The organism is Acinetobacter sp. YH12227 (genome assembly GCF_013417785.1).
GTDB lineage: Bacteria > Pseudomonadota > Gammaproteobacteria > Pseudomonadales > Moraxellaceae > Acinetobacter > Acinetobacter gandensis.
On sequence record NZ_VPDH01000045.1, the window covers coordinates 18,759 to 31,633 of the forward strand.

A 12,875-nucleotide genomic window follows, 5' to 3' on the forward strand; every position below is an offset into this window, starting at 1 on the left:
GTGCTTATGGCACTAATCTGAAGGCTCTGTAGTAATTATTGCTTGGAATTTTTCCAAATAAACTCATCGCTTGACCGTCGTAATAGCCTGGGTAAAACAGCACCACTGGCTTATGCCCCAGTAACGAATGCAAACTGTTCAATAAGTGATGGGCACGTAACAGTGGCCAAACCGACCCAACCCCAGTCATCAACACAATATCTTGCGCATTGGTGGCATATTTACTCACCAGATACGGCGCGAACTTATCCATATGCAGTGGGCCTTTCAGCGCTTTGAGCAGCGCCTCATCGCCTTTGGCTTTTTGCATTTGAATGGCTTTATCGATGAAGTTACGCTCAGACAGATAATCCACCACGGCTTGCAGCAGGTTGATATTCACCACCTTCAGCTGACTGTGTTTTTTCTCCAGCATCCCGTCTAGAAAATGCAGATATTCGCGCACCTTCAACTCATCTTCAGGTGCATAATCAAAAATCCAGAAGCCAATTTCATTGCCCAGTCCTTGCCCGGTGAGAAACTCGGTGGAAAGAATTCGCTCTGGAATCTGATTTAGACGCTCATGTATTTTTTGACTCATTGCTGCCCCTCTACAACTACCGCGTCCATAGCGACACTTCCATAGATCTTTTAATGCGTTGTTTATAATGTTCTTCCAACAGGCTACGCAGCTCTGCTCTGACGATCACACGCTGCAACTCCAGCTTACGGGTACTTTTTAAGTAACCGGCTTCTGCCAGCATGCGAAACACCACCTGCCCCATTTTTTTCTTGCTGGACTCTTTCCAATCACAGATATCAAGATCGCGTTGTGAACGCTCATCCAGAAAGTCTGACCAGATATAGCTATCCAGGTATTGAGTCTGGGAGATATAGGCCTCTCTCATCACCGTTTCCATAAACTCAAGCAGCAACAGGTTGCGTTCCAGTGCCCCACAAAAAGCCACCTGGGTCGCCAGCTCATCATCCCCATCACGCAAAGCTTTCCAGAAATCAGGCTCTAAGCGCTCCAGACGCTTACGAATAGCGGTGGCATTGCGTTGAGCTGAGGCTGCGGTTCTTTTTTGCAGAATATTGTCAACCTGAATGGCCTGATGCCATTGTTCTGGAGTCGCCTCTCGTAATAACAGATCCGCGATCAGCCGGCTTTCACGCACCATCAGTGAGCCACCAATTAGGTCACTGTCATAATGAAATTGTTCTAACATAGCCAATCTCCTATGAAGCTTGATCAAACAGGTAAGACGACAGCTTTTCGATATCTGAACCTTGTAACACCAAGGGATATTTCAAGGCATCTTCCGCCTCAGCCAGCGTGATCGCGGCCTGATAGCGCTGCAAAGTATAGTGAGCCAGGGCTTTTTTCACCGGAATCTGTAATCTGCCATCAGGCATGCCGAAGTCTTTTTCGACTAGCGCTTTTTGAGCTTCATTCAATTTTGGATTAGGGATCAGCGTCAGTACAATTTCTTCATGCCATTGCTGATCCTGAGTAGGGTCTACTGACTCAATCGCCACCACAACAGGTGTGCGATCAATTCTGGAGAGTAAAAAGTCCTTAAACTGCTTGCTCTGATGGCAATAGGCACGGACATGCCAGCGAAAACCGGTATATACCAGGGTATGTGGGGAAATCATGCGTTCATGCCACTGCGGATTCTGCATGGAGGCATAAATCATTTTTAAAGTACTTTGGTTGCGGCAGGCACGCAAAACTTCCCGAATCACTTCAGGACGTACACTGCGATCAGGTAATTGAACTGCTGCAAGATTCGGTTCTGGCATCGCAATCAGGGCATGTGATTCACTGACCAAGCCCGAGAGCATATTGAGATATTCATTGATATGCGCTGTAGTCAGTACAGGCTGGAAGCTGGCTTTAGGCACATAACCCTTGACTGAGGGATCATGAATCAAGGCATCGGGGTTATACAGCGTATTATAGCGCTTGATATCCGCAGAAGCCTGCTGTCGACTCAGTCCAAACCAGCTCATCAAACGATTGGTAACCAAACGACCTTCCCAGTATGCAAGGAGTTCAATGGCTCTCATTCTGAGAAGCACTTCATGCTTATCTGTCGTCATATACCAATCAGTCAATAAATAGTAGTTTTAAGATTACCCTACAGCAAATATACAGTAAAGATTTTTGACGGTATTTTTAAAGCAATTGAATTTTTAGTCTAATCTCAGGGGAGCCATGATTTATTTGCTATTTTCACCCATCCACATTAAATAATTATTTTCTTTTCCTTGAGCATATGCCCACTCTGCCACCTTATGTGACCGCTCTTTATCTGTTAAAAAACCAAGCACAGATATCCTATCCACAATAATCAAATCCTGTTCTTCATTACGCTCTTGCCACTTATGCAAAAATTCATCAGATGCCAGTAGATTACTTTTCTTAGAATTACAGCTTGAATCTGCCAATACAAAGTTATGACCTGTATCCGATGGGTACATAGACCATGGAATGAAATGATCAACGGCGTAATTGCCATTTCGCATCGGTTTACTGCAGTAGAAGCATTTACAGTCTTGCAGCTCGACCAATACATTTGCTACCGCATTCAACTGGTTTCTACTCGGCTCAAACATGAATTGTTCAAGATTCGGCAACTGATTCAAAATAGGTGCATTGCTGCTGTTCTTACGGATATAGTCAATCCAACGTTTCTGGCAAAGCTCTTCGATGATTTCACTGAACTGTCGTAAGCAAAACATGACTTGAGGCAAAAGGATGAGCTGCTTTCCACACCGATCAAGCTGATATAAAAACTCAAAATTTTGACCGTTGATGTTTTGCAAGTAGCGGACTGGCATGTCTTTTACAGTGCGAGCGACATCTTTAACGAGCTTCAACCACACCAATGAATCTCGTCTTAATAACCCCAAAGAAGAGTAGCTTTGCCGAAGCTGTATAATGCGATTCACAATGGCAGCTTGTTTACCATTGTTCTGATTTAAAATCAGCTGCCCTTTATCATTAAAGGTATATGGCACTACTTGCTTCCAATATAGCTCGATAAACTTCTCAGCAATATCCGTATATTCGAGTGATAGACTCTCACCTGAATCTTCACCTTTTTCAATAGCTAATCGGCTTAGGCTAATCAGCAATGCAAATTTATCCACTGGAGCGTAAAACCTCGTGGTTCAGCACGAGGATATAAGCGACTGGAGTAAACCATATGAACGACACGAAATGTCGTTTTAAATACTTGTACTATAGTCACTATTAAGAAAAATACTGTTAAAATAATTGGATGAAGACACTCAAATTACGCATAAAAGACAAACATTGCAAGGTGCTAAATCAGTTAGCATCCGAAGTAAATTTTGTCTGGAATTATGTCAATGATTTGTGTTTTAAGCATCTACAACGTAAACAACAATTCTTTTCAGCATACGACATTGCAAAATACACGAAAGGCACATCGAAAGAATGCAACTTGCACAGTCAAACTATTCAGGCAGTGACAGAAGAATTGGTCACAAGACGCAAGCAGTTCAAAAAAGCAAAACTAAAATGGCGTGTCAGTAATAAAAAATCAGCTAGACGTTCACTGGGTTGGATACCGTTTAAAAAGGTTGCAATCAAATATGCTGATGGCTATGTTCAATATGGCAAGCATCAATTTAAACTATGGGATAGTTACGGATTAAGTCAATACAATATCAAAACAGGCACATTCGTAGAAGATAGTCGTGGACGTTGATATGTTTGTCTTGTAGTTGATGCAGTCAAAATAGAAAAAAACAACGCTAAAACCTCAATTGGCATAGATTTAGGTTTAAAAGATTTAGCGACTTGTTCAGATGGCGTAAAACTTAAAGCACCTCAAATCTATCGGCAATATGAACAAAAACTTGGTATTGCTCAACGTGCAAAAAATAAGAAACGTGTCAAAGCCATCCATGCCAAGATTAAAAATGTAAGACAAAACATGCTGCATCAATTCAGCCGAAAATTGGTGAATGAACATGCAGCCATCTTCGTTGGCAATGTGAATGCCAAAGCATTAGCACAAACCAGATTGGCTAAATCAGTGCTAGATGCCAGTTGGACAACACTAAGAACCATGCTCAAGTATAAATGCGAGAACGCAGGGGTATGTTATGAAGAAGTCAATGAAGCCTATACCACCCAAATTTGTTCGTGCTGTGGCTCACGCTCCAGTAGTCTGAAAGGTAGAGCAGGACTTGGAATAAGAGAATGGCAGTGTGTGGAGTGCGGTACGCTCCATGATCGGGATGTAAATTCCGCACTGAATATTCTTGCGCTCGGGCATGAGCGTCTAGCAGTAGGAATCTCCGTCCTTTAGGTCGGGGAGGATGTCAAAGGTGCTACTAAAACTACCCGACTGTAAAATCAGCTGAATATTTTTTAGAAATTTAAGTTGTTCTTGTGCAGTAGGTATATGCACATTAATCCTCTACTAAATAGATAATATAATTTGGTTCATTCATTAAACATAGTCAAAGTATTCACCAAGTTTAATTCACGACAAAGCATGAAATTTGTCTGCTCGAACAACCTTTCAAACACTGGATGCCCTGATAATTGCTGAGTACCACGAAATGGATGATCCCGATATTCTGGCATTACCGGAAACTCTGCATTCCTCACTCTCAGCTCAAAGCTCAATGCATCAAACCAGTCTTTATCAAAGCTCTTGTCTTGAAGTTTAACCAGCTCGTTTGCCGCTACCGGGTACGTCACCCAGAGCTTACGCATCATTCCCTGTTGCTCAACTTCCTTTGTATAGCTATCCGTTTCTGATTCAAGAACAGAAGAAATCATATTCGTGATCTCCCTGATATGCTTTTGAATGTTCTTATAAGCATTCAACTGAGGGTATCCCCTCTGCAGGGCGATTAACTCATTTAGGAACTTCCTTAAAGAATTTTGTGAGAGATTGTCATTGGCAATATCAAACGACTCCTTGTTACCGAAGTTTGAGCGATCCTCCATGATCATAGGCCCACAGATATAGATATTTTCAGGAATGGTCAAAGCATCTTCCTGATCGCTAATGGTGAGTAATCTGGACTTAAGCGAATGATGGTCCCGGCACCATTTCTCGTAGAACTGAAGTTCTTTTAACTCAGGCGTTAATGTAGGTGTGTAAAAACTTCGGTATTTTTTGGTCTTAGTGCTATAGGTGGAACTGAGCTTATTTGCTGAGTAAACGGTTTGGGCCTTCTCTACCACAGCCTTAAGCCTACCTACCAACTCACCTTCAGTTGCAACAATTTTATAAAGAACACTATTCACGTCCTTCATAAAATCCCTAATCAAAGAAGCTAAACCCGGTTTATCACTGGCTTTATTCTTCACCTCACCAATTGGGATCATGGCAATCTGAGTTTTTTTGAAGCCAGCATCCCCAGTGATACGAGTGTATAAAGTCCCACGAATAAGCATGAAAATTGAGAGCATATCCAATGAGCTCTTAACTTTATATTCAAGCTCTGTCTGAGTTTCATCATTAGATACCAAGTAGAAATCTTCTACCAGAATCGTCAGCAAACGATCACGTTCATCGCCGTTGACCCACTCATTTTTCTCTTTATCCAAATATCCACCACGTCCCCGGTAAACAAGCTGGGCGATTTCCATTAAAGAGGCTTCAATTGCGAAACGAGGCATGGCAGCAATGATTGAATCACAGTTCGGGAATGAAATCCCCCTAGCAGCAGTCGAAGTAATCAGTACGACTTGCAATGTCTCTTTGCGATCCAGCAACTCTGTACGGTGGTATCCCATTAACTGGCTATCAAAAATGCCAATCTTAGAGCGTTCAACCACTCCTTCATCGACTAATGCATCTCTGAGTGCAGCCAATGCATTTTTATCCTGAGCAAAGTAGATGACTTGCTTTTTACCATCCTCAAGATTCTTTTGAATAAGCTCGATAGCAGTCTGTTGAGTCTTTTCCCCAGCTTTCTGGCGAAATAGATGAGTCAGGTTCTTATCCAAGCCAAAATCATCTGTTTCAGGGACTACGGCGTATTGCTTGAGCATATATTGGGTTTTAAGATCACTTGCCGGGTAACAGTTCGCCATGATATGGATACTAGAACGAACACAGTTACCATCATCCAGATCTGCAGTCTGCATCTTGAATGGGAAATTACCCAAAGATGGAGAGATGAACATTTTTGCTGGTAACTGGTCCTGTTTCTTCATGTAGTTCTGGATTGCATTCACATTACTGAGGGATGCATCAGCAAGAATCACAGTCACCGTAAATGGTGAATTACCTTGAAACGGTTCAATGAAGTTTTTGGAAAGGAATTTCAACATCTCATTGATAAAAGTACGAGTGCCTGAATCCCCTGTAATTTCATCAAACATCACCACAATGTTAGGGAACTTTTTGGCAAACTCTCTCCGTTCGATTTTGGCCTCTGTCGGCTTCTTATCGATTTTGTATTGGAACATTTTTTCCAGCCCATCCAAACTGGAAGCTGCCACAGTTTTACTTTGGGTTTCCCTTGGGTTTCGTGGTCCAGCTGGTGTGGTGTTATATGGCATGAATGCCTGACTTGCTACAGTCATCGTCAGCTTATTGAGCTCTGGATGGAATACAAGTAATTGCTGTGTCGCTTCCCCTAATGAATCAAACACTCTGGCAAACTTCTTATTGGTTGCCGTAATTTTAGATTCTGAGGTATTGGCATAGCGTCTATTGGCATTTGCATTCTGTTCCAGGTCTTTGAGCTTCCGGTATTCATCTTGTTTGAACAATAGAACACTTGAGCCATGATCTATCTTCATATCTTCAACACCACCCACAATAGCGGCACCACGAGCATTCACCTTACAATCCGTATTGTGAATCTTCGAATAGATTTGCTGTGCCTGTGTCACCACATCACTGTTACTGGTAATCGTGGCTGAGATTTTGGATAAATCCCCGACTACATCATCATTAATCAACACTCGTGGACTGGTATAAAAGAAGAAAAAGCCTTCCAAATCTGCCAATAAGGTCTTAACGCTCGATGTTTTCCCGATCCCCGGCGTACCAGTCAAACAAATGAAATTCACTTGGCCTTGTTTACTTTCTTTCAGTGCCAATACTACGGCGCATTTATGCAAATCACGTAAGGTAAATGACGATTTATTCTCAATTTTTCCTTTATGAATTGCTTTAAACTCTGCCTGCACCATCTCTTTAAGTTTTTGATTATGATCTTCATCATCGACTTGCCGATCTATCAAGTCAAAAACACACTCTAAAGACAGTGGTTGGTTAGGATTTACAAAATCCTTAAGCCTTTCAGTAATAGCGAAAGTAAGGTCCTGACCGTAGGAGATATCGCTAATATTTTTGGACACGATTTCCGAGATGTTTTTTACAGGTTCATTCACCAGATAATTCAGAATCTCAACTTGCAGTTTCGTGCGTTCATCCATATCGTCCAGACTCAGAACGTTATCCTGATACTCCTTGCCCAGCTGATACATAATTTCCAGCTCTGGAGATTTATCTTTATCCGAAAATTCAGCAGAAATGTATTCACTTCCCCGGCTGGTGATCGCCATCACACTCAGACGAATATTTGGCATGTCATCTTGTTCAAACTTCCATTTAAAAGAATCAACAAAAGTGGTTGCATACGAACAGCCTTGCGCCATCTTAAATAGGACTTTTTCCTTACGGACATAGGCTCTCAAGTATTCACGTAGTTTTTTTGAGAACTTAAATGGGATCTCTTGAGCTTCTGCATTCACGTATGAGAAAACACTTTGCGATTCAGAATGTTTGATGTAACGCTTGTACTCTTGCAAATAGGTACAAGAATCCTTGGCGTTGAATTGTTCTGGTTCACCTAAAACGTAAAATAATGAATATTCCTGAACCAGCACATGATAGTTGGCTTTGACTTTGATTACCGCCAAGAAATCAGCACGACCAAACATACCCTTACCAAAAATTTTAGCGTGGGTAAGACTGAATTGTTGATTCCATGTTTCCAACGCCTTCTCCTTGAAGGCTTTAATAGCAATATGTTCTTTCTCAGTTGTGTAGTCATCTACAATGGTCTGGGTTATATCATTTGGCATTGTCAGTGGACACCAGATGCCAGATAAGCTCCAATTTGGTCTTGCATTCGCCGTTTTAGCCCTTGCAATACCTTTTGGCTTGATCTTTCTTAGAAACTCACGAGTATTGGTATAACCATGCCCGAATCCAGTTTTTATCAATTGCTGAAAATAGCTTTCGATATTTTCATGGATAGCGGCATTAATGACATCGCTATATAGCGCTTCCTTCATTTCCTGAAAGACATCAGCAATCTGTTTACTATTCCATTCTGCTACTACAGGATGGCTGGCTGATAATAGCTTTGCATCAAGCAAAGCCATAATCGAACCACGTTTAACAGCGATCTCATAAACCTCGCCCCAAACTTTGGCTTCATTGTTCACCACGGCGCTTACTCCACATCAGTCGCTAAAATTTCTTCAGCTCCCTCTGGAGACGGCTCGATTGGCTCAATCAAGTCTTCATTCATCAGAATAACGTATTCTTCGAGCTTGCCGATTAAGGCTGGCAGACTCATGACGACTTCGCCTTTATTTAGACGACTCGACACTATGACTTCACCAAGCTCTTGAATGCCAGTAGTGCCACGAATATGGGAAGGCTCAAGTACCGGAGTGAAGTTTTTGCCAGCTGTAGGACGTTCAGACTCAAAGTAATGCAGACCACGCAATACAGAGCGAATTGATTTCATTTCATTGGAATCATTCACATCAATAATTTTACTGTGCAATCTGATTCGCTTATCGTTATGAATCGAATGCTCCTGACTGGTTAGCATATAGAAATACGAACAAATACCATTCTGTGTACGAACACCCACAGTACGTTTAGTCGCAAAGCTATATACGGACAAGGATTGTTTATATTCTTTTTGATTGATGATCGCAGTATGGTACTGATGGTGCGGTACCTCATAGACACGACTGTTATCACTGGTTTTTAAGCTCAGTGCTGGGATCGTATCAGACTGGAATGGATAGAAATTCATATTCGGGAACAACTGATCAAGTTGATCCAAAGCACTTTCACTTTCATGAATCAAGTTGCTGGTTTCAGTCTTACCGATCTTACGCTGTGCAAAATGGTGTGAAAGCAATACAACATCTTCAAAACCATCTGACTGCAGTTTTTCGATGATACGGTGCATTGCCTTACTTGTTCTCAGATTGTCTTCAGCAACTGGGGCATGACTGACCTTCTGTAGTGATAAGCGACCCTGTTTATCGTTGATACGCTCAAGTGTATAGACGTAGCAGATGTAGCCATAATCTGGTTTAAGAAGTAGCAAATCCTTCTGATGCTGATACTTAAATTCCACATCATTCTCAGGTCGAGAGTTATAACTAATACAGGCAATTTTGTCCTTAGTGCCCTCAAATGGGATGATGATTTCTGAATATCCTGACAGTGCTTCAATTGCAGCCTGAATACGGTAAGTCACTGTTTTATCCATAGCGAGATTCACCGGGGCACAAACTCGCTCACCATTTTGATTACCATAAGGCATAGGATCTGGTTGATACTTAAGGCCCTGTACCTTCACAATAGCATCATCATTGTTCAGCAACTTCTCAAGGGTATAAGCGGTGGCATACGCTCGTTTACACTCAGGATTAAACCCACCTTTTTGGATCTTTTTTGATTTCCTTTGAAATTGGGCTTTTTCTTCATTCTCATGTTCATCAACTGAGTCAATTCGCATTACAGGTACATATAAGCGCTCTTCAATACCCAGTTGATTTTTTACTTCTTTAATCAGATGTTTAAGGAATAGATGAATCGCAATCGAAAAACATGACGTACTGATGATCAAAGCATTTTCTTTTTCATCCAAACATAATTGAGCATGGCCGCCTTTTAAGTCACTCAATCGAAATAGCTTAGATGAATAATGAATCATGACCTTGTATTTAGATAACAAGTTGTCATAACTTAAGCTCTCAGGATGATAAAAGTGTGGCAGCCCATTGTCGCTGACCTTCTTGTTGGTCGGCACCATCAATACTGGTAAACAAGGAATATTCAGATTACGAGCGACATCAAATTGATCTAGGTCGGTATTAGGATTCTCAATCGGTACCAACGTTCGAATTTTCAGTGTGGAATTAAACTCAATCTCGCTTAGGGCTTTACGAGCATAATCATTCTTTCGAATGATTTCGTCTTGGCTCATTTTCGCCAACTTTTTACGGCTAGCATCCACTATCGAGATGTAGCTGTAAAAGTTCGATTCTTTACCCTTAAATATACTAAAGAACTGTTCCGCATCTTCACCAATTGAACTCTTGAATACATCTAGATTCACAATACTTGGAAGGATGTAGAGTACAGTTTTAAGACTACTATCCTTTTCCATCTCACTAATGATGGAATCCAGATTCGCTTTTAGCGCTGTAGTGATCGTAGACGTGATCACCTCCATTCGCTCATGCATTTTTTCGGTATTGAGCTTTTCGTCTAAGATACGAGTAAGGTTAAGTCGGATTTTTTGAGGATTCTTGAATGCATCAACCAGTTTATTGAATGCCCCTTCAAAATCTGAAATCTTCATGTCTGCCCCAGATAGGACGAAGTACATCATAATGAGCTGGAACATCTCTACTTGAGCAACGCGATCTGAGCACTCTTTGCTTAATCGTTCTTCAGAAATCGGCTGACCTTTATCATCAACAATATCCTTCAGCAGCAATGCTTTATTGATAGTATGCAGACGAGCTTCATAAGCAGTCAGCATAGTATCTGCACCCGAACGGTTGCATTTGCTTGTCTTATAATTGATCTGCAACTTAGAGTTAAATGAACTTACTTTTTCCTCTTTAACAAACTCCCCATTCACCCGAAAGGCATAAGTGACTTCACGTTTTAGAGATAGCCCTTCCTTATCCTCATGACGAATATCATTCATTTCAATTTTTGGTTTTACCCAGATTGGCAAAGCATCTGTTGCTCCAACATAGGCCAGCAAACCATTAAAATCAACTTTACCTACAGCTCCATAGATAGCACCAAAGTCAATACCATAGTCCTTAATGGTTTCCGTTGTTTCCTCATTCCATGGAGCAATTCGATTACCAAAAATCTGAAAGAAAGCAATTGCTTTACGGATATAGGAAACAGCGGACTCACGCTTGAAATCGTTACACTCAGTCTTATCAATGTGATCCGCAATGATTTCCATAATTTTGAAGCAATTTCGGATACGAGCTCGTGATAGTGCTTTGATTTCTACGAAATGAAGTAGATTTTGGATATCATTATTTTCAGCAGAACATTCATCATCAAGAATTTCCTGCATACGTTCAGCAACCTCTAATGGCATCTTTTCACCAGCTGGGTAGGACTGCTTCACAATGGCTTTGATTGCCTCGCAAACCTCTTTCACCCATTGAGGTTTGCTGATTTCTTCAGTAACAGTGAAAAGTCGTAATTCGCCATCTTTTGCTTTTAAGTCGTTTGTATATTGCAAAGAAGCTACTTTAGATTGTCCTTTGACTTGCATAGGATACTGAGAATTTTTGGCAATCACTGGATCAGAATATTTGAGATCGCCTAAGAATTGGTTGAGAGAATTCAGTGCCATACCTGTCGGAGCATTTTGAAGTACTTGCTGAACAATTTCAGACATCACTTGGTCTAAATCACGATAGGTCTGGGCAGTTTTAGCTTCAGATTCCTTATCAAATAAAGTGCTTATTCTGAGTTTTGAATCTTCAGGTAATAATTGAATATCTTTGATGATGTTATAAATTGGCTTTGAATCGTTTTTAGTCCCGATCTGCTTAAATACTGCAGACACAAAAGCGGTCGCATCAAAATGCAGATTATGAGAAGGCCCATAATAATTGAAGAAATGATCTGATTGATGGTTTTTAAGAGTCCCCACCATGGCTTTTAATAAAGGGGAAAGAATTATTTTAGGTGCGAGTGTACTTAGTTCAGTACTAGAACCATTGTTATTTAATTGCATTAAGTTTTATCCATGACAAAGTTGGCACTAAGAGGTATTTTTATATTTATTAAATATCAAAATCCTCTGTCTGAACTTTGATCATATTTTTTTCAATTAAGAATGTAAATATAAGCCTTATATTAAATTTTTTTCTTCACTCTACACTGACTGTAAAATCAGCTGAATATTCTTTAGAAATTTGAGTTGTTCTTGTGCAGTGGGAATAAAATTAAGCATGTTTTTTCCAAAGCAGATTGAGCCATTCCTCATTACGATCAGGACGCTTATCTACAGTAATCCATTGTTTTAATACAGTAACCCTATCCAACTGATCTAGTAATTTTTTAGCTTGTTCTTCATCTAAATCGGTAAATGCTCTACCATCTTTTACTCGGTCTATTGTGCCGTATTTAAATGACATATAACAAACACCCCCACAGCGTAATGCAGCATGAATACGTTTTAAAACATCAGGGAGTCTATTACGAGCACAATGTAGTAAAGAGGCACATGCCCATACCCCATCATAAACATCGTGCATATCAAGCTCATAAAAACTTTGCTGCTGAACAGCGATACCGGTCAGTTGGCTCGCTCGTTCGACCAATACTTCAGAATAGTCGATAGCATCAACTTGATAGCCTTTATTTTTAAAAGCCAAAGTGTCACGCCCTGAGCCACAGCCTAAATCCAGGATGCGTGCTGAATCTGGCAACTCAGCTAAAAATGGTTGGTATGAACCGTACCGGGTTTGTCGGAGAGTCAATATTCTGAGAGACTATTCCGATGAAAAAACCAAACTATACCCCCGAAATTAGAGAAAGAGCGGTTCAATTACTAATTGAATCTGAAAAAGATTATCC

At 40.8% G+C, this 12,875-nt stretch carries 6 protein-coding genes and 2 pseudogenes; 1 reads left to right on the top strand and 7 read right to left on the bottom strand.

What is annotated here, in order from left to right; genetic code table 11:
- Positions 1 to 4: 4 nt before the first annotated feature.
- From FTV09_RS11095 to FTV09_RS11110, 4 genes and pseudogenes are all read right to left on the bottom strand, one after another.
- The gene (locus FTV09_RS11095; RefSeq protein ID WP_180047178.1) at positions 5 to 580 is read right to left on the bottom strand and encodes a DUF1788 domain-containing protein; all 576 of its coding nucleotides are present in this window, start codon (positions 578 to 580) and stop codon (positions 5 to 7) included.
- A gap of 16 nt (positions 581 to 596) precedes the next feature.
- Positions 597 to 1,208: a DUF1819 family protein gene (locus FTV09_RS11100; protein ID WP_180058344.1), complete on the bottom strand. Its 612-nt coding sequence runs from the start codon at positions 1,206 to 1,208 to the stop codon at positions 597 to 599.
- A gap of 10 nt (positions 1,209 to 1,218) precedes the next feature.
- Positions 1,219 to 2,085, bottom strand: a complete 867-nt coding sequence (locus FTV09_RS11105; protein WP_180058345.1) for a WYL domain-containing protein — start codon at positions 2,083 to 2,085, stop codon at positions 1,219 to 1,221.
- Between the two features lie 120 nt (positions 2,086 to 2,205).
- Positions 2,206 to 3,132 (bottom strand): annotated as a pseudogene (locus FTV09_RS11110) (HNH endonuclease domain-containing protein); the annotation flags it as partial.
- A 137-nt stretch (positions 3,133 to 3,269) separates the two neighbouring features.
- Here FTV09_RS11110 and FTV09_RS11115 point away from each other — a divergent pair.
- Positions 3,270 to 4,328 (top strand): annotated as a pseudogene (locus FTV09_RS11115) (RNA-guided endonuclease InsQ/TnpB family protein).
- 137 nt (positions 4,329 to 4,465) lie between these two features.
- Here the strand turns inward: FTV09_RS11115 and FTV09_RS11120 are convergent.
- The 3 genes from FTV09_RS11120 to FTV09_RS11130 all read right to left on the bottom strand — a co-directional run bounded on the left by FTV09_RS11120 (position 4,466) and on the right by FTV09_RS11130 (position 12,778).
- The gene (locus FTV09_RS11120; RefSeq protein WP_180058346.1) at positions 4,466 to 8,449 is read right to left on the bottom strand and encodes a hypothetical protein; all 3,984 of its coding nucleotides are present in this window, start codon (positions 8,447 to 8,449) and stop codon (positions 4,466 to 4,468) included.
- A gap of 5 nt (positions 8,450 to 8,454) precedes the next feature.
- Positions 8,455 to 12,030 (bottom strand): hypothetical protein, encoded by a 3,576-nt coding sequence (locus FTV09_RS11125; protein ID WP_180058347.1) that lies wholly within the window; start codon positions 12,028 to 12,030, stop codon positions 8,455 to 8,457.
- Between the two features lie 211 nt (positions 12,031 to 12,241).
- Positions 12,242 to 12,778 (bottom strand): bifunctional 2-polyprenyl-6-hydroxyphenol methylase/3-demethylubiquinol 3-O-methyltransferase UbiG, encoded by a 537-nt coding sequence (locus tag FTV09_RS11130; RefSeq protein WP_257222883.1) that lies wholly within the window; start codon positions 12,776 to 12,778, stop codon positions 12,242 to 12,244.
- Between the last annotated feature and the right edge of the window lie 97 nt (positions 12,779 to 12,875).